Annotated in this window: 14 protein-coding genes; 1 reads left to right on the top strand and 13 read right to left on the bottom strand. The window is 48.9% G+C overall.

Annotated elements, in window-relative coordinates; all coding sequences use genetic code 11:
* Positions 1 to 123 precede the first annotated feature (123 nt).
* From DWB84_RS02590 to DWB84_RS02535, 12 genes are all read right to left on the bottom strand, one after another.
* Positions 124 to 1,299 (bottom strand): DegT/DnrJ/EryC1/StrS aminotransferase family protein, encoded by a 1,176-nt coding sequence (locus tag DWB84_RS02590; protein ID WP_187408191.1) that lies wholly within the window; start codon positions 1,297 to 1,299, stop codon positions 124 to 126.
* Entirely contained in the window at positions 1,299 to 3,164 is a 1,866-nt protein-coding gene (locus tag DWB84_RS02585) for an acyltransferase family protein (RefSeq protein ID WP_187408190.1), read from the bottom strand. The genes DWB84_RS02590 and DWB84_RS02585 overlap by 1 nt, the downstream gene beginning before the upstream one ends.
* 20 nt (positions 3,165 to 3,184) lie before the next feature.
* Entirely contained in the window at positions 3,185 to 3,835 is a 651-nt protein-coding gene (locus DWB84_RS02580) for an acetyltransferase (protein ID WP_187408189.1), read from the bottom strand.
* A complete protein-coding gene (locus tag DWB84_RS02575) occupies positions 3,832 to 4,428 on the bottom strand; it encodes a sugar transferase (RefSeq protein ID WP_187408188.1) in 597 nt (198 codons plus the stop codon). The genes DWB84_RS02580 and DWB84_RS02575 overlap by 4 nt, the downstream gene beginning before the upstream one ends.
* A 14-nt stretch (positions 4,429 to 4,442) precedes the next feature.
* The gene (locus DWB84_RS02570; RefSeq protein WP_187408187.1) at positions 4,443 to 5,696 is read right to left on the bottom strand and encodes a glycosyltransferase family 4 protein; all 1,254 of its coding nucleotides are present in this window, start codon (positions 5,694 to 5,696) and stop codon (positions 4,443 to 4,445) included.
* Positions 5,697 to 5,725: 29 nt separating this feature from the next.
* Entirely contained in the window at positions 5,726 to 6,598 is an 873-nt protein-coding gene (locus DWB84_RS02565) for a glycosyltransferase family 2 protein (RefSeq protein WP_255428860.1), read from the bottom strand.
* A 15-nt stretch (positions 6,599 to 6,613) separates the two neighbouring features.
* On the bottom strand, positions 6,614 to 7,702 hold the full coding sequence (locus DWB84_RS02560; RefSeq protein WP_187408185.1) for an EpsG family protein: 1,089 nt from the start codon (positions 7,700 to 7,702) through the stop codon (positions 6,614 to 6,616).
* Between the two features lie 31 nt (positions 7,703 to 7,733).
* Positions 7,734 to 8,597 (bottom strand): glycosyltransferase family 2 protein, encoded by an 864-nt coding sequence (locus tag DWB84_RS02555; RefSeq protein ID WP_187408184.1) that lies wholly within the window; start codon positions 8,595 to 8,597, stop codon positions 7,734 to 7,736.
* Positions 8,594 to 10,426, bottom strand: coding sequence for a hypothetical protein (locus tag DWB84_RS02550; RefSeq protein ID WP_187408183.1), 1,833 nt, complete (start codon positions 10,424 to 10,426; stop codon positions 8,594 to 8,596). The genes DWB84_RS02555 and DWB84_RS02550 overlap by 4 nt, the downstream gene beginning before the upstream one ends.
* The gene (locus DWB84_RS02545) at positions 10,423 to 11,712 is read right to left on the bottom strand and encodes a lipopolysaccharide biosynthesis protein (RefSeq protein ID WP_255428859.1); all 1,290 of its coding nucleotides are present in this window, start codon (positions 11,710 to 11,712) and stop codon (positions 10,423 to 10,425) included. Before DWB84_RS02545 ends, DWB84_RS02550 begins: the two co-directional genes overlap by 4 nt.
* Before the next feature lie 196 nt (positions 11,713 to 11,908).
* Positions 11,909 to 14,026 carry a polysaccharide biosynthesis tyrosine autokinase gene (locus DWB84_RS02540; protein ID WP_187408182.1) on the bottom strand — a complete coding sequence of 706 codons (2,118 nt, stop codon included), beginning with the start codon at positions 14,024 to 14,026 and terminating at the stop codon, positions 11,909 to 11,911.
* Positions 14,027 to 14,067: 41 nt separating this feature from the next.
* A complete protein-coding gene (locus DWB84_RS02535; protein ID WP_187408181.1) occupies positions 14,068 to 15,183 on the bottom strand; it encodes a polysaccharide export protein in 1,116 nt (371 codons plus the stop codon).
* A 1,045-nt stretch (positions 15,184 to 16,228) separates the two neighbouring features.
* On the opposite strand from DWB84_RS02535, the gene DWB84_RS02530 reads away from it, so the two are divergent.
* Positions 16,229 to 18,238 carry a nucleoside-diphosphate sugar epimerase/dehydratase gene (locus tag DWB84_RS02530; RefSeq protein ID WP_187408180.1) on the top strand — a complete coding sequence of 670 codons (2,010 nt, stop codon included), beginning with the start codon at positions 16,229 to 16,231 and terminating at the stop codon, positions 18,236 to 18,238.
* Between the two features lie 48 nt (positions 18,239 to 18,286).
* On the opposite strand, the gene DWB84_RS02525 is transcribed toward DWB84_RS02530, so the two are convergent.
* Positions 18,287 to 19,561: a polysaccharide lyase gene (locus tag DWB84_RS02525; RefSeq protein WP_187408179.1), complete on the bottom strand. Its 1,275-nt coding sequence runs from the start codon at positions 19,559 to 19,561 to the stop codon at positions 18,287 to 18,289.
* Positions 19,562 to 19,843 lie beyond the last annotated feature (282 nt).

Genomic DNA, 19,843 nt, shown 5'->3' with positions numbered 1-19,843 from the left:
GGGATTACTCGGATGGTATGGAGTCGGTCCAGAAGCTGGCTTGTTCCAAGTCGCCTGAGGACAAAGTGCCCAGTGATCGATATGACCGCGCAGGATACACATCCGGCGCGGCGTGTTTGGCATTTACCGACTTGCCGCTTCCATCACTTGAGATAGCACTCGACAGGTCTTATCGACTTCTTCTTCTGTCAGCGTCGGATGGCACAGAAACATTAAACTCGTTTCACCCAACTCTCGCGCAACCGGCAGAGGCTCAGCCGGGCGCCAATTGGTATTGTCGAAGGCTTTTTCCAAATAAACTTCGGAGCAGGAGCCGACAAAACACGGAACCTGCTCTTCATTAAGAGCGGCCATGATTCGATCACGATCCCAACCGGGATTTAATCGCTCGGGTCTTACAAACACATAACACTTATAGGCTGCATGCTCGATATAGGAAGGAACTTCCGGCACACGCAAAGCCGGACAGGCCCGCGCTGCATCCCAGATTCGCTGTGCGTACTGCTGGCGCGTTTGACTCCATTGCGGCATTAACTGCAGCTGCACTCGCCCTATTGCAGCTTGCATTTCGGTCAAGCGCCAGTTGGTCCCAAAGCTCTCGTGCAGCCAACGGAATCCTGGCGGATGAGCGCGTTCATAAACTGCGCTCCAGCTCTTGCCATGATCTTTGTAGGACCACATACGATCCCACAGCTCTTTATTGTTGGTGGTGACCATGCCACCTTCGCCGCCAGTGGTCATGATTTTGTCCTGACAAAATGACCAACAGCCGACATCCCCTATAGTGCCAACACTTTGCCCTTTATATTTGGCGCCGTGCGCTTGCGCGCAATCCTCAATCACAACCAAATTATGACGGCGAGCCAAATCCATTAATTCATCCATCTCACACGGCCATCCTGCCAAGTGCACGGCAATAATTGCGCGTGTGCGAGGCGTAATTTTTTCTGCAACGGTTTGTGCCGTAATGTTCTGCGAATCGCGATCGACATCGGCAAATACCGGTATCGCCCCCACAGTGACTATGCAGGATGCGGAGGCCAAAAAAGTGCGCGACGTTACAATAACTTCATCACCAGGCCCAATGCCCAGCCCTTTGAGAGCCAGCTCCAGGGCATTGGTGCCATTTGCGACGGCAATTGCATATTCGCAACCAAAATAATTGGCAAACTCCCGCTCGAATTTTCTTCCTTCATCCCCGGTCCAATAATTCACTTTATTGGAAAGCAAAACTCGCGACACCGCGTCGGCTTCCGCCTGCGTAAAGGAAGGCCATGGTGAAAAAGGTCCATTGAGCATTAAAGAGACTCCGAGATAACTGAATCAGTAGACAAGGAAATTTCCGCCGAATTGTCTGAGCGGAAGCCCATCAAGGATGCGATTTTTGCTGTAACGACTTTGGCACCCATTTTACTCAGGTGCCCAGTGTCAATGTACATGGAGTCGCTATCACCAATTTTCATTGCACATTTTCCAGCGGGACAAATAATTTCGGTGATATCAATAAAGCGCACATGTGCTATGCCATTAACAAAATCTGCGATGCGCTGCACCTTTTCATAATGTTTGTTATCGACTTCGAAGTCACATCCTTGGGCATGGCCCAAAATCTGCGCCTTGAACAGGCATTCTCCGACCTTAAACGGTGCACTTGGAGTTGGGCCTATAACATAGACATTCTTCTGCTTCAGATCATTGAGCAGACGAAGAAATGACGCTTTGTATTCATCATTACTCAACTCCCTATTGAATGGCGATGAAATAATGACAGTCTGAATAGATTCACTGCTTTTAATGGTTGACACTGCTCGCCGATAAAAATCTTCGCATGATAGTGAATTGACATCAGCGACATTGTCGATATAACCGACTGCACAGGAATCCTGCGTCAGCTGTACCAGGTCAGCGGAATAGTCATGCCGCAAAGCATTGACGAACACCATGGAATAACTGTTGCCGAGCACTGCCACAGCAGGTGTTTCACTGACAGAACATTTTTTATCGATCTGGACATTGCCGTTGCAGCGCAATCCCCAGCCGTTATTGTTTTCAAGATGAGATAGAAGCTCTGACCGGCTGGGATAACCGCCATTCACATGGCCAATAACCCCCATGGTTGACAAGCATAGTGTCAATACTCCGACCGTAGCCAATACAGGTTTCAATGGAAGTGTTTTTCTAAATGGCGTCTCGACATATTTGTATGACCAATAAGATATGCAAAAAAGAGCCAGAAAATACACCGCTAGCTGGACAACCCCTTTGTCAAAAAGATAGGTACCAAAAATCAGCAGAGGCACATGCCACAAGTACAGGCTGTAGCTGATAAGACCGATCAGCAAAACCGGTTTCAGGGACAATATTCGGCCGACATGGTCGTGCTCTGTGGTAAATACAATAAGCAAAAATGCCCCCAAAACCGGGAACACCAGAATGAAATTTAAATACGGATGGGTACTGGATATTGCAACCACCGATATCAAAACCAGAAGCAACCCAACAACAGAAAGCGGTTGATTTGGCCGCACTCCCTGGCGCTTCAGCACAGCGGCAAGCATTCCTGCACCCAATTCCCACGCACGGGAAAAAACCATATAAAAATTGAATGAAGCATCTTCCCTCTTGATGTAATTGACCAAGAGACTTAACGCAATTACCGCAACCACCAGAGAAAGTTGCCATATGCGATTTGACCGCCAGAAAAAGTAGAGCACGACGGGGATGACAAAATAGAACTGCTCTTCAACCCCCAGGCTCCAGGTGTGAAACAGAGGGTTATTTGAATGCTCTAGACCAAAATAATCTTTGCCTTTGAGGTAAAGAAGGATATTGCTGAAAGAGAATATCGAACTGATAACGTACTGCCCTGCAACTTTGTGCGCTGCGGGCAAATATAAAAACCAGGAGGCGATATAAACGACTCCGAGCATCAGAAACAGCGCAGGAAGAATTCGGCGCACCCTCCGCTCGTAAAATTTAGCGATGCTAAAACGCTTTTTTTCGATGTCGTCAATAATGATGGTAGTAATCAGGTACCCGCTGATTACAAAGAAAATATCCACGCCAACAAAACCACCGCCAAACAGCTCAAAGCCGGCGTGGAATAGTATGACTGGAAGTACTGCAAGCGCCCGTAGTCCGTCTATTTCTTTTCTATATTGCATAGCGTCGTTGCATCGCCTTTTCAGAATGATTCCAGTTGTTTCTTGGGAGAGGCGGGGTTTCCGAATACAACCGTGTTGGCAGAGACTCCTTTTACAACGACACTGCCCATTCCTACCATGGCCCCACGCTGAACAGGCGTTCCTTGGCGAATAGACGCTGCAGCGCCGACTTCAACACCTTCCTCCAAATGCACATGTCCACCCAGCATAACCTTCGGTGCCAATGTGACAAAATTTTCCATCACTACATCGTGGCCGACGCTGCACAATTTATTGATGACGCAGTGATCCCCAATAACAACATCTGCAGTAATGACTGTGCCAGCACAAATCAAAATACCGGAGCCCATGCGAACGACATCGCTCTCAATATAAGCGCCCGGGTCGACCAAATTGGCGAAATGTAATTCTGTGTCTTTCGTCAACCTCTGTACTATGTTCCGCCGGATTCTCGGCGAACCCACAGCGACAAAAAAAGCCGCATCCGTGTAATTGACACAGTCATCCAAGGTTCCTATGACGGGATAGCCGAAAAATTGTGTGCCCTGCAGCTCCGGCCGATCATCCACAAATCCTTGAAGTTTCATACCGCATCGCCGAGCCACCCAGGCCGCCTCTTTGCCCAATCCACTGGCGCCGACGATAATCAATTTATCTGCTTCTATGTTCATCCCTTGCTGCCCGTAAATTTCGGCATAGTAACTGTTTCGCTACTGCTGATGCCTTCGCGTACCAAGACTTTTTTCACTGTCAAAAACAGAATTTTCAAATCCAACCAAAAGCTCTGATTATCGACATACCAAACGTCGTATTCGAACTTCTGCTCCCAGGAAATCGCGTTGCGGCCGTTCACCTGTGCCCAGCCGGTAATTCCAGGGCGCACTTCGTGCCGGCGAGCTTGATGTTCGTTATACAGAGGCAAATATTCCATTAGGAGCGGCCTGGGTCCTACCAGGCTCATATCACCTTTTAACACGTTCCAAAGTTCCGGCAACTCATCAAGACTCGTCGAACGCAGAAGCCGGCCAAATTTTGTCAGACGTTTGTCATTTGGCAGAGGCTGGCCGTGCTCATCCCACGCATTCAACATGCTGCGAAATTTAATCATCTCAAATGGCTTGCCATGCACTCCCGGCCGGACCTGGCGAAAAAATATAGGCGCGCCCAATTTGACGCGAACCAAAATCGCCACAATCAGGATGGCCGGGGAAAGCGCAATCAGCGCAGCCGCGGATACACATATGTCAAAAATACGCTTGAGCACGGTTCACCTCCGGATTAATAGTTCAATTCCGCGAGGGGTGCGACCGGCAAATCCGGCGTTTCTACCGCAGTTCGAATCACCTTCTCCAATTGTCTTGCCTGCAGGTCTCGGTTAAACATGGTTTCAGCCAGCTGACGAGCAGCTTCACCGGTCTTACGACACCATTCGGCGTCCGTAATCTTCTCAGCCACTATATCCGCCACCTCATTAATAGGCTTTTTCCACATGGCCAAACCACATTCTCTAGAAGTCACCAAATCGTGCTGCCAGCCGCCGTAATTGATCAGCACCGGGGTGCCGGATGCCAGAGCATCGAAAAATTTGTTGGCGGAATTGGGGCGCATTTCCGGTATATCGATAAACAGGCTCGATGATATATCCGCTGCTGCAAACAGTGCCGTGACGTCTTTTTTGGGCATCTGGTTTTCGAAAAATAAATTCTTCTCGTAAACCCCGCGCGCTTTCGCTTTTTCAATCACTTTGGGACGTTCCATGCCGTCGCCGACCAGCAATATGCGGATATCCGGATTTCGCTCGAGTAACGCCTCTGCCAAATCAACCATATAACCGACGCCATTTATCGGACCAAAGGTGCCGGCGTAAATCAGCAAGGGTTTTGAACCGAGCCAAGGTCTCGCAGCGCGAAATGCCTGCCCTGCCTCGGGGTTGGGAGCAAATTGACGGTTGTCGCTGCTGTTCGGAATCACTGCGACCCTTTCCGCCGGATAACCCGCTTTGACTACACCATCTTTCATTCCCGGCGACAGAGCTACAACTGCGGCCGAACTTTTATACGCCCATCGTTCCAGAGCTCGCGCCAGGAAAATGCTGACAGGATTGCGCAAGGCTCCCATTGCTATGGGCAGCTCCGGCCAAAGATCGCGCACTTCAAAAATCATTGGAATGCGATTTTTTCTCGCAGCGATGACACCGGGAATGGCAATAGTCAGTGGCGCGCTGCAGGCAAACACCACATCGCCTTTAAGGGATGCGGCTTTTTTGCTCGCTGCCAAAACAAATTGAATAAACGCGCGGATGCGTCGGCTGTAACCCATATGGTTCGAATAAGGCACCGGATACCAGTGCACCACTATGCCGTCTTCATTAGTGGTAAACCATTCCTTTTTCTTGCCATCCTGCTCGCGCCAGGAGGTGACAATATGCACCTCGTGCCCTGCAGCCACCAGACGGCGGACCATTTCATAGGTTCGAGTACTGCCAGACATTTCCGGCGTATTGAAATATTGATGCAAGTAAATAATTTTCATAACAGATGACCAGATTTAGAAATCAAAAATCAGCGCGCCATATAGGACGGAAACAACCAAGCGTGCAGTGTATTTTTTGCCCGCATGTACCACAACAAAACCAGGAAACCAAACACTTTCGCTTTGAGTTTGAACTCTGACTCTTTGCGTAACACCTTAACTACCTCAACCACAGGAGGGAAAAGATTCCGAATTGTAAAAAGCATTCGCGATTTTAATGAGCCACAACGTATTTGCCCACCGATGGTGCGACGATTTTTCTTATCGTAGGCTTTAAAGCTGTTCCTCGCCGGATGGTGAACAACAGCCTCTTTTACATAAACAAGTTCACTACCTAAACGAACCGCCGCACGAACAAACGCTGCATCTCCTCCAGAAAGCCTTGCGGAGTCAAATCCCCCGACTGTGTCATACACTTTACGCAAAAAAACCAGATTTGCCGTAATGGCATAACCGCGCTTAACGAAATTCTCCTGATCAAGCCCCAGCAAACAGTCGTAAGCCTCATACAGATTTTCCCTTCCTTTTTGGGCGGGAAACATCTGCACTCTGCCAGCCAGGAGCTTGTTGGTGTTTTGCTCTTTCGCAAAAAAGTTCTTGATAGTCGGAAGCCAAGACTTATCCGGCATACAGTCGGAATCCGTAAAAGCCAGAATTTCACCTTTGGCGTGTTGCACGCCGAGATTGCGCGCTGCATAAGACCCGGGAGTCGAGCAGAGAAGCAATTGCAATGCGGGATGCTCTGGCAGGCTGAGAGGCACGTCAGATCCGTTATCGACAACGATCAGCTCAAAATACGGCCAGTTCTCATGCTGCCTAAGCATCTCGTCAACCAGCTTCACACATCGCTCATTGTCGTTATAGTGAGGCACAATTACGCTTATTCTAATTTGATTATTCATGGCCACTTAATCTCATTAATCTAAACTGGGTTCACCTGCGCCCAGCAGTACGTTGCCGTAGTTTTGGTATTGACTGTCGTCGGAAAATGCCGAATTTACATAAAGCATTACGCAATATGCCAAGAACAAACAGTAGAAAACAGCTCTTCCCGGACCGGGCTTTATGGACTGCACTACTACCGGCAAAGCCAGAAAAGCAAAATCGTAGTAATAGTAAGTGGCGCGAGTGAACATGGCAGATCCGGAGAAAGCAAAATTCAGCAATATGCCGATCATATAAACCGACAAAAAAAGACGCGATTTTCCGTCGTCCTTAATATTGGGCAAATTAGCCACTATAAAGAAAAAGAGTCCGAGCTCCAGCAGCAAATTGATACCAAGCCCGGTCGCCGACCGTTGTATTTGCTGCATGTCAATAAAGTATCCCGCGTAAACAAAATCAAGTCCCGACAGCACACTCGCCAGTGTGCCAATCAGCTGCTTATGAGCCACCTTTATGAAGACAGCCAACAGGAACAACAAAAACCAAAGCAGCTGACTTCTTGGGATGGAGTACACAAAATAAGCACCAACAAAAAACAGTGCCGTCCGATGAAACAGAAAAGCGGCGAGCGATACCGTGAGCAAAAAACGCAGAAAGTCACGCCTGAGGATGTATGGAATGGCTAGTAGGCACAGGGAGAACGCCAAGCACTGCCGCACCACATTTGTTGATTTGAACAGCAATCCGAAACAAACCAGAACCAATATTGAGATAAACAAATTATCGGAATAACGGCGGGCGGTAAAAATGATAAGCGACAGAGTCACCAAATAAGAAAAAAAGATAATACTCTGGGCCGGCATTCCCAGTTGAGCCAGACCATAATTTGCCCAATAATAGCCGAATTCAAGACGATTCTTGTGAAACCCTCTGCCCGCTTCTATATCCTCAAAGATTCCAATATAGCTGTAGTAATCCGTACCTATGCCGTAGCGAAATCCAAACAAAAAGATGGTGGCAGCAAAAAACAACAGCAAAAAAGGATGCGTACAGGTATCCCTGCGCACCAGCCGCAAGCCCCCTATGAAAGAAATGATCAAGTAACCTATGTAGTAATACATTGTCGGCTTATGCTTCTCGCGCTAGCTTGGATCATTTCCGCTCTGGCTGTTTACCGAGCAAAAGACAAGTCACTTCCACCATTTCTACCCCCCATAAGCTGATTTGCACCCACAAAATTCCCAATTTTTGCAGCACAGAAAAGCGCCGATTTTTGATAATGGAAAGACATGCCCACACAGGAGGCATATAGGTACGTAGGGCACTGATAGTGCGTTCTTTTAAAGTGCCGGAGCGAATTTTCCCTCCTTTGATGCGCTTCACCTTTGCCACCAGTTCGCTCCAGCGCTGGCGAGCCGGGTGCTGCACCAATGCAGCGGGTTGATACAACATAGGAAAGCCTTCGGATTTCGCCCGCAAACAGATTTCCCGATCACCGCCTGAAAAGCGGCTCTCGTCAAACTTGCCTATCTCAGCAAAAATCTGGCGCGGAATTGCCAAGTTGGCAGTGACGGCATAACCATTTTTTACATAGCGCGCTTGCGATAAGCCAAGCGCCATATCGTAGAGTTCCACAAGGGTATGTCTGCCCGCCTCCAATCGTGCGACTTCAATACCGCCAGCGATTAAACTGCGCTTATCGCTCTCCAGATAGGTTTGCCATAAATGGCTCAGCCAATTAGGGCACGGGCAACAATCCGCGTCAGTGAATACCAACAGTTCTCCCCGCGCATGATCAAGTGCGACATTGCGAGCAGCGTAAGATCCCGGTTTGGCACAGTGCAAAAGTTTAACGAATGAAGGCAATTCTTCCGCAGCCGGCACATGGTCGGAGCCGTTATCCACCATCAACACTTCCCACTGATCTTGCGGCAGCGTCTGACCTGCCAAACCCTTAAATAGTTTTTCCGTCAAATTCCAATGCTGATAGACCGGAACCACTACGCTGATATTCATCGGTCAATATTCCTCACACGTTGAATTTCTTCTGTGTCTAAATGATGTTTTTCGGTAGGTGCTTCCGCAAACTCTTCCGCCACTTGGAACAAATGCAAAGCTTGCATCAGATTAACTTTTTGAATGATGGACAGGTGTTGCGCTTGCGCGAAACAAGGAAGAAGAACATCCGTAATTTCATCCCTCTGATGCAAGGTCGCACCTAATCTGGCAAAAGCTGTCTTGTATTCTGGGCTTCTGCCTAAAGCATTCCAATCACACCATGGCCCCTGATAACTTGTACTGATCTTTAAACGACGCGCGACTGCGCGAAATAAAGAAGTTCCAAAATGGATGGGGAAGTTCACCCACCATGGAAAAAAAGGAAAACGCCCGTCTGCATGACGATGCCAGCGTGAGGGACACAAAACAGAGCGGAATGCTCGCCAAAAAAGACGGCGATTTAATTTCCATTGAACCGGCACCGCTGCGCAGACTTTCACCGCCTCTTTGCATAGAAAAGGCTCGAAGCTCGCGAACAAACGTCGATTGACATGGATATTGGTAATCGAGGACCGCATAGTGGACGGCCAGATTGCAAACCATTGATCCCGGTTATCCGACTCGACTTTATCCGCTCTCGCCCAATGAGCACGGCGGCGGTTCGTTATCTCATTTAAGACATTTGACGAAAACAGAGGATGGGATACTGCCGGCATTTCTGCTGCTGATGGAACCGGCCATTGCGGCAGAAAATCAAACCGCTGGTTGATCGACAAGGTACGAACGCAAAATCCTTTCAACAAATTGTCCGAAAAATAACCGCCAAATACAGCGGGATAATCACGGAGCTTATACCTGTCGTGAAATCCGAACGAATGCGCATGGCGATACTGAAAACCACTGCCGCACAATTCGGCCGCCTCAGGCAATATATCCACATAGTGCGACCTGCTACGAAAACCAACACAAAAGTTTGCGCCGTAAACCTGCGCAACACCCTTCGCAATCCGACCTTCGCGATTCATATGATCGAGAAAAATATAGGCGTCGCGCTTCAACCTAGCGGGCAAGACTCCGGCCAAAACCCGGGAGTCCTCTCCACCCGTAATAAAGTGGGCAACATGATCCATCGACGCCGTCACGCGCTCAACATAACCGGTTAAGCCTTCGCGCAAATAATGTGCTGCCTCGTCCAAATTGGAAAATTTTTCCGTCTGCTGAGGCTCCCAATATACTGATGTTGTCAATCGGTTATTAACATTCCACCGATATATTGACGCTGGCTGAGCTTGATAGATTGCCTTGTAGGCTGTATGAGGATAGGTAACCCATCCATGCAATACAAAATCCACAAGTGATACCGGATCGTAAGCACGCCTCTGCTTACACAAAACCGCCAACATATCGATGTGCGATGCAATCGCAAGATCCTTTCCCGAGCCATAAATCAGCACCGGAATAAACAGCATTAAATCGGTAATACAAACAACTTCTCCGCAGTGTTTATCAACGATCAGCACTACAAAAGGACCACTGAGATCTTCGTCCCACTGAATGGACGAATCACGCCAACGCATCAGCAGCGAGCGTGTACCTTCATTTTTTTCGGAGCTATTAAAAAAATGATTATCGCGAAAATACAGCACCGGCCCACCAATCACTACGCAAATGTGGCGATCATCTTCGTAGGGCTCATAACCTAGGTAGGGCGAACGGCCGACAGCTAAAGATCCCCATTCACCTTCAAATAGATGCAAATCATCTGCAGCGGATTTCGATATCACGCGGAATGCGTTTTGCAAATCCTCCTGCGAGCGCCTTTGAGGTGAATAGAAGAAATCGCTCATCCGCTTACATTCCCGCTCCCATCATCCAGCTGCTTATGTGTTGCAGCACGACGAAGCACCAAAAGCGTCAGAATCAAAAACAACAGGACGCAACTCAAGCTGAATGCCGCCACCGCGCCAAGCGCGGAAGACGTAATGGTGTAACCGGCGTAAATGGCGAATGCGCGCAATGCCAATGCGGCAATTTCAAAAATTAAAAATACGCCTTGAAGATTCAGCACAGGTATCGCCGCAATGACCGGCCGCGTCGCTAAAATGGCGATGAACCAAAACGACATCCAGCGCGCATATTCACCAGCTGCATACCATTCGTCGCCGAAAACCAAAGCAAATAACCAAGGGCCCAGCAGAATTACCGGTGCGTACACCAACCCGCCAACAGCCAGCAGCGATGTAGTTGCTCGCAACAAAATGAGATGACCATTTTTACCGTCGCGAACATTTTCAACAAATTGAGGGTAAAAGACTGATGAGACAGATTTGCCAATCAATATTGTCGGCATTCCCAATATGGTTTTTGGTAAAGCATATAGACCAGCCGCAGCCGGGCCAAACAAACTGGCGATCATCAAGATGGGTAAACTTTGGCCTATGCTGTTGATGACAATTTGAGGTGTCCGGTAGAGCGGGAAGTCTTTGTGGCGCAACAGCAGTTCTTTAGTATTGGTGACTGCTTCGGCAGAGGGCTCCTTGATAGTCGACTCTCGGCGGATCCCAAACCACAACATGAAGCAATGCAAGAGCGTTGCTGCCGATGCAACTACAATCAAAGCGGCGGCGACCGGGAAAATTAAACCTACACCAGTTTTGGCTATATTCGCGAACAGAGCCTGTAAAACAGTCACTCTTGCTGAAACTTTGAATAGCTTGTACCGCAGAATCCAGTTGCTGGCTATTGCGACCAAAGCCGAGAAAAACATAGAGAGCGGCACCAGAAATAGATACGGCTCCACGGTTTGCAGATCAAATAACTGCACAATCGGCGCTTTAAAAAACACAAAAACCAGAGCGGTAAGCAATGTCATTAATACCGCGATCCATACAGACGCGCGCGCAAGCTGCGCGGCAGCCTGGTGGTCTCTCGGAAGGACAATGGCTATGGGATAACTAAGAGAGGCGAGCGGTGTCAAAATCGCCAGGATCGCCACGAAGGTTCCCAGAATCCCGAATGCCTCCGGACCATACAAGCGAGTGATCACAGGTGCGAACGCAACATTAATCAGTTGCGCACCAGCGGTTCCCGCGGCTACTAAAGTGATATTGCGTACCGACTTACTTTTTAGCAACCGCGAAGGAATTGACAATAATCTCGCCTCGGCAAATATGGCCAATCCAATCTCCTCGTCTCATTTTGATTGGTCTTGAAAACCAACTCTGTAAGCAAAGCTGCGAAACTGCAAATGCCCGGGGCGCGTCTATTACGTGTCTTATGCACGCAGCAAAATTCACTTGTCGAATTGCGGCACCAGGAGCTATACAGGTTTATTTTTGCGCATTCAAAACACTGCAAGTTACAGCTGCGCCCGCCGTGTTCATACGGTGCATGGCAAGGCCGATTTTCTGCGGAGAAGTGACGCGAAATCGACTCACCAACACGGTGGTGCCAACTTGCGCCCCGATAACACTGGCGTCCGCACGCTCTAATACACAAGCTGTATCGATAATAACGACATCAAAAACCCGGGAAGCATCTGCTAACAAATCCGCAAAATGCTGCCCTGCCAATAACTCACCTGGATTGGCAGGAGTTGCACCACGCGAAATAAAAAACAGGCTCGGCAAACCTTCCACGGGGCGAGCAACGTCCTCCAGCTCTCCCCCCTCAGTGAGAAATTCACTTAATCCAGGCGCAGCGGTCTCTCGGAAAATTTCGTGTAATTTCCCGCGATACATATCGGAGTCCATGACCAATACGCGCTTGCCCAGCTGAGCAAATAGAACTGCGAGATTCACCGCTACAAATGTTTTACCTTCCCCCTGCTCCGGGCTGGTTATTGCAATACAATTATTACTGGCATCAGGAAGACGTTTTGCCAGGGCTGCGCGCAGTCCGCGCAACGCTTCTGCCGCAGGATCCTGAGCGACATTAAATGCCAGCACAGTCATTGCGGAACGAAATTTCCGCTGCAACTTTGCTTGGATCGATGAATGAGGGACGTTGGCAAGAACATCCAGGCCTAATTTTTCCAGCTCTTCCTGATTTTCTATCCCACTGCGGAGCTGATCTCTTAATAAAATAAATGCCGAAGACAAAACCAATCCTGCAATGGCCGACAGCACCAAAATGAGTTTTTTATCAGGTGAAACCGGCTTGGGATATACGGATGAGTTGTCGAGAATCCGCACATTGCCCGCCGTACTTGCTTCCGCAATTTGCATTTCCTGCACTTTATTGCGCAGTTGAACGTAGATTTGTTGTGTCACGGAAATATCGCGCTCCAAGCGCAATACTTCCTGCTGGGTCTCAGGCAAGGCTTCGATTTTGTTTTCTATGCCGGCTTTTTGCTTACGCAGCTGTTCTTTCTTTTCCAACAACGCTTCATAGGTCGGGTGATTAGGCATAAAGCGGCGGGAAATTTCCGTTTCGGAAAATTCCAACTCATTCAACTGTGATTCTATATTGACCAGGCGCTGCAGGACCGATTGGGTTTCGAGTGACAGGTTGACACTTTCCCGCCCCGCCCTATAGGCATTCAAGCGCTCTTCCGCCTTAATCAGTTCCGACTGAACTAAAGGAATTTGTTCATTGAGGAATTTGAGTGTTTTGCGCGCCTCTTCCGATTGTCTCTGAACATTTTGCGAAACATAGATATCGGCAATAGTTTGCAGCGCGGATTCGGCAAATTCCGGCACCGGGTGCAACAGACTCCAGTAGAGAATCCGCGTATCGCGTCCTTGTTCAACGATGGAAAGATTGCGTTTCAGATCCGCTATAGCGACTGATCGATGCAGTGATTTCAATCTGAAGACTGCACCGGAGGGGGCGGTGGTTTCTTCAATGTGGAGATTAATTTCACCGGAATTGAATTCTACGGCTTCGCCAACGCGTCCTTCGCCGAGGAATTCCTTATCGAGATATAAACCATAGCTATGCGAGTCCTGAACCACCAGTTCAAACGTTTTGCCAGCGTGATGATCATCTACGCTGAAAGATCCGACCCGGATGTTTTCATTCGCAAATACAAATGCGCTGCCGGTAAAAAGAGGCGGTCGTTCAACGCCTTTGCGAATTAAAAAATCGCCCACTATAGGCAGAGTCTTAGGCTCGACCACCAGAGTAAGCCCGAGAATATCCACTGCGCGGCCGAGAACGGCGCGCGAGCGAATAATTTCGATTTCCGATTGCGATGGCGGTTCTTTACCAAGCAGAGTCGTCACTTCATCCAATGGATTGGCTGCGCGCGACGATTCGATCTGCACCAACGCATCAGCGCGATAGATCGGCGGGGCGAGCACGGCGTAGGCAACCCCAAGAAATATAGTGAACACAGTCGCTGCGGCGATCAGCCACTTGTGATCGAGAAGCACACCGAATATTCGATCTAAATCGATACCGCCACTGCTATTTTCGGCGTAAAGCCCACTTTTTTTTTGTGACATTTCCAACCCGCTTTGACGATCAAATTACGCATGCCAGAGGATTAATCGCCGTTGGTTAAGGTATCCACGTTTCGGCCTATCTGGGAGAACTGGTAGACCGAACTCAACGACGGCAACAGCTGACTTAACACACGATTCCAACGTGACACAGGCGCCGCTGTGACATACACCACATCCGTCGGCTGCAATATAAATTCCGAACCCAATACAAATGCCGCCGCATTGCGTGCATTCAGTTGATAAACGGTGGCGAATTTATCGCTACCCGTAGAATTGCGACGCACCACAAATATTCCCGACGCATTCGCAGTTCCCTCTCTTATACCACCTGCCTGGGCTATAGCATTGGTCAGGGAAATTCGGCTGTTCCCCATGGGAATAGCAAGCGGGCGATTGACTTCACCCATTACGTGAATCTGTTGTGATACCGCATCCGGAACGTGCAACACATCGCCGTCCTGCAATAAATAATTTCGGCTGCGATCGCCAAGTGTCAGCATTTGATAAGCCGACAAACGCTCTTCTTTGCCATTGCGCGTCAAAATCAGCTCATGCCAGTTGGCATTGGGCGTGAGTCCACCCGCCGCACTCAACGCGTCCAATATACGAATGGGAACATTAGTGATGCGCAGAGCTCCTGGTCGGACGACCTGACCTGTAACATAAGCTTTGCGCGCGTTGAATTCCGCCACTTTTACTTCAACTTGTGGATCGGCAATAAATCGACTCAAGCGCTGTTGAATTTCGCTGCGCACATCACGCGTTGTGCGGCCAGCGACATCCACTATGCCGATATAGGGGTAAAAAATCGTACCGTCGGAATGTACAACATTGCCGGATTCCGCCGCACTGCGCTCATTTCCAGCTGGAATGGTTAATTCGGGATGGTCGTAAACTATAACGCTGAGAATATCGCCGGGACCGATTAAATAGTCGTACCTGGAGTTCGACGGTTCAACAATATTGTGTCTTACTGATGAAGCGGTAAGTTTTTCCGCACGCAAGCGCTCCACCAGGCCAAGATCAATGGGCACAATATCGACAACAGCGTTCAAATTTTCGCTTTTGGATTTCGCTTTATAACGAATGTGCCCACCGGGCGCGCTGACGCAAGCAGTCAGGCAAGCCGCCATCAGTACTGCGGTCAATAGCCGCATAATTCGCACAGACTTATGCGTGGGAGCTGCAAAACAATGGATTTTCATGCTGGTTAACTCTGCTTTATATCCCTACCGATGGAATCCCGGATTAAAGAAAATGAACTCGGGACCAATATGTAAGTGTACGCACACACCATTCTTCCTGGCCGATTTAATCGCGATGTCTAGAGGCGCAAACAAGACCCAGGCGCAAACCTGATGCTCGACGCAATCTCAATTTATCGAAAAAGCAGACAGGAAGATCTGATCTCTGGAATCAGTCGACGTTCACGGCTTATTTATTGTGTTGATTCGCCGCTGCGCATCTTGTCAGATTTGCCGCTGCGCATCTTGTCAGATTTGCCGCCAAATTCCACCTGACGGGGGCGCGATTTTGCTACTTTGTGCCGTGGGTTACAAGGGCCTTATCGAATTTAGTCCACTTTCGACGTTAATCGTCTCACAAAACAAAAGTGATTTTGATCAATCGTGTTCACAAACAAAAAACCGTTTAATTTTTAGCCCGAGGTTGATTCCGGATACTATTTGTTCAAAAAAAAAGCAAAATCACATAAAGTTTTCCAGGCAATCCGCCTGATCAAATTTTAATCCAAGGGAAATTTGTTCTATTGAAAATGTGAAGATATGCCATAACACTTCTTGTTTATGGGGCATGTTACCCTTATCATGTTCAAGAAGTTGCAAGCCCCTGCCTAGCAAGCAATTGCCAGAATTTAACAAGAATAAGCAAACATCAGTGGCTGACTCATGACGCGTATACTTTCCAATCGCCATAGCTCGACAATGCCTTATAGTTCGTTGGCATAATGTCTTGATTGTATTTTCAGCCTGATTAATACGGATTTTGCACATACCGGAAACTTTGCAAGCTGGACGACAGAGTAATAATTCACCGTCTTACACAAACTTGAGTGTGGTGATCGTCCACGGCTCTGGGCATTAATTCACCGTCTTACCCGCCTTATGCGGGTTGAGGCGTTTCAACCTGTCATTACAGGAGCAGAGATCTCCTGGGGTATCCGAGTCACATGGGATCAATCATATGCTGAATACACAGAAGGAGCCTTATCTCGTTCGATGTATTAGCCGTTTATTTTTTCTATCGCGCAAAAATAAACGGGTCGTCCAGCTTATTGCCGACGCGGCTCTGATTGTGTTGAGTTTTTTGATGGCAATGTTGCTGCGCCTGGACAGTTGGGCGTTTCTGGCTAATTGGTCTGATCTGCTCATTCTCACGATCTGCGTTCCCGTGAGCTTGCTGATTTTTGCAAAACTCGGTTTTTATCGCGCGGTCATTCGCTATATCACTCACAGAGCTTTAAAAACGCTGCTGATCGGTGTTGCCGCTTCGGCAATGTCACTGGTGGCCATAGGTTTTTTATTCAACTCCCCGATCCCGCGCTCAGTTCCTTTTATTTACGCCATGATCGCTCTGATGACCATTGGCGGTGTGCGCTTTGTCTTGCGGCTGGTTTATCTCAGCAGCCAGAAATATTACAAAACGCGAGTGATTATTTACGGCGCAGGCGCCGCAGGTCGGCAATTGGTCGCATCTCTGCTGGAAGGCAGTGAGCACCAGCCAATTGCATTTGTCGATGATGCTAAACAATTGCATCGCTCTTCAATCCAGGGGCTTGAAGTTTATCCGCCACATCGAATCCCCGATCTAATTAAAAACTACGGTGCGCAAAAAATTCTGCTGGCAATTCCAAGTGCAAGCCTTAGCCGACGCCGCCAAATTCTCACCTCTTTGAAGGATTACGATATTCCGGTGCAAACCATGCCCGGCCTGGCGGATATGGTCGCGGGTAAAGCAAAAATTGGCGAAATTCGCGATGTATCGGAAGAAGACCTGCTCGGCCGCGATCCCGCGCCGCCAGACCCTCTATTAATGGGAGCCAAGATCCAGGACAAGGTCGTCATGGTCACTGGTGCAGGCGGCTCCATTGGCAGCGAGTTAAGCCGACAAATTCTGCGGCAACGCCCTCGTCAACTACTGCTACTCGAATTGTCTGAATTTGCGCTTTACAGCGTTGAACAGGATTTGCAGCAAATCTCTCAGCGAGAAGGCCTACAGGTTCCCATCAAGGCCTTATTAGGTTCAGTGCAACACGGTCAGCGAATGGAAGCACTGATGAAAACCTTCGGTGTGCAGACGGTTTATCACGCTGCGGCTTATAAACACGTGCCTCTGGTCGAACACAATATGGTTGAGGGAATTCTCAACAATGTTTTCGGCACACTCCAAACAGCCGAGGCCGCAGTCGCCGCTGGAGTGGAAACATTCGTTTTGGTTTCTACCGACAAAGCCGTTCGCCCCACTAACGTGATGGGTGCGACCAAGCGCCTTGCTGAGCTGGTGTGCCAAGCGCTGGCGGCAATTCAATCCAAAACCCGGTTTTCGATGGTCCGATTCGGCAATGTCCTGGGATCATCCGGTTCCGTCGTGCCGTTATTCCGCCGCCAGATTCAGGCCGGCGGACCTATAACCGTCACTCACCCCGAAATCACCCGCTATTTCATGACTGTTCCGGAAGCGGCGCAGCTCGTTATCCAGGCCGGCTCTATGGCAAAAGGTGGCGATGTTTTTGTATTGGATATGGGCGAACCGGTGAAAATCGCTGAATTGGCCGAGCAAATGATTCGCCTCTCCGGCTTGGAGCCTATAGTGCCAGGAAAACCCAAAGACCAGGGACATCACCACCCCCGCGGCGATATCGAAATTGTCTTCACTGGCCTGCGCCCGGGAGAAAAACTCTACGAGGAACTACTGATCGGCGACAACGTAATGCCGACCTCTCACCCACGCATCATGACCGCACGGGAAATTTCCTGGTCATGGACAGACTTGCAGGAGTTATTAAATCGATTGCTCGCCGCCTGCCGGGCGACCAATCACGCGGATATTCGCAAATTATTGTTGGAGGCCCCCTTGGCGTACGCGCCGCAGGGGGAAATTGTGGATTTGGTCTGGATGCGCAAGCGGGCCACCGAATTGGCCAAACCCGCAGCTTATGCAACAGAAGAAGCGGCGCTTTTGACAGAAGCCTAAAAACTATTTCAAAAACAGCTCATAGATTCTTGCGTTTGGCTTCAGATATTAACGATCCATCAAGGCTCGCACACGAAATCCTTGATGGACTTCGAATTGATCGAAACGCGAGCTTACAATTGCAGACGGCGACCATTCCGGCGAGCTGCCACCAAAAAATGTGCTGAACAGCAGCTGCTGTATTTTGGAGTCATCATTATCGATTCCGCGCAACTGCACATTATTTCGGCTCACAATTTTTGCACCATCTACATACAACGCAATTTCCCCGTTTTCTTGCCCGTCTGTGTTGAGCTTCACGTAAATCGAAAGGTCGTACCAACGCCCTGTGGTAAACCAAAAATTCTGCCCTACCACAGTAGTGCCACAATTATCGACCGGCTGCTGGTCGTAGTAATACAAGCTTACCCTGCCATTTTGCATCCACATTAGGCGAACGCTCCAACTTGCCGGGTCGCGCATTTCACATCCCGCAGATGGAAAGTGTGGCGCGAGACCGGGCAGCTTGCCGCCTTTCGCAAAATCGAATCCGTCTTCAAACAACAGTTGATAACTTAGGGTGTACTCATCACTGGGCGGTATCTTGCGAGAAAAAACCAACCGCGGACTGCCAATCTCACTGGGAACATAAGTAGCGCTGAGATATCGCGTGTTGGTCGCCGCATCCTGTCGCACTTCCAGACTCTCTGTATCCTTATGACTCAACAGTTTATATTGGCCAAGGGGTTCATCCTCAAAGTCCAGTGAAAAAACGGGCTTAGCACGCCTAAAGGCCTGAACTTGGTTGCTGGGCTCACTTTCCAACCCATCGCGCGCTATGGCGGTGATGACCGAGTAATATACTTTGTCCTCGTCACCATCGAATAAGATACTCGCATTCTGCGACCTTAAACTTTGAACACTGCTGACATCACTCAGCGTCATATCGGGTTCCGTCGAATAATAAAACGCGTATTCAATTGCATCGTCCACTGGGCTCCAACTGTAAAAAATCCCCTCATCGAGAATTTCTACCTGCACATTTTCTGGCGCGGCTATTCCCGAAGAACTGCTACTCGACGAGCTTGAGCTGGAAGATGAGCTCGAGCTGGAAGATGAAGATGAGCTGGAATTTTGCGGAATTCCATCTGATGAACCCGATGAACTAGAAGCAGATGAATTCGAACTCGAGCTAGACGAGCTGGACGAAGAAGAGCTCGACGAAGCTGCTCCAGAGGAACTGGAAGATGAAGACAGATATTCACCCTGCTGCGGATTCGTCAGATAGATTTTTTCCCGCGAAGAATTTTTGCTGGAGCAGGCACTAACGCAAATTATCGCCATAACAAGCGCGCAAATACGGTACATCAATTAACCCCAAAAACATGATTCATATCAGAAACTGCTCGCGCAGGCTCTCTATCCGTCCAGTATAGATACGGTCAAAAACCCGTCAAAGCAGCCGATCGGCGTATGAACGGCACGAAAAGTTCACAGAGTCATTATTTACGTACCGCTTCCATTGCAATTGATAAATCTGTCACACGCTTACAAAAAGATTTATCCAAATAGATTGGAAAGGTTGTGGCTTACTGCGACAAATTCTAGAAGTGGCGGAAGAGAGGC

It is taken from the genome of Saccharophagus sp. K07, assembly GCF_014336955.1.
In the GTDB taxonomy this organism is placed as follows: Bacteria; Pseudomonadota; Gammaproteobacteria; order Pseudomonadales; family Cellvibrionaceae; genus UBA5868.
This window is presented reverse-complemented; position numbering and strand designations above follow the sequence as displayed.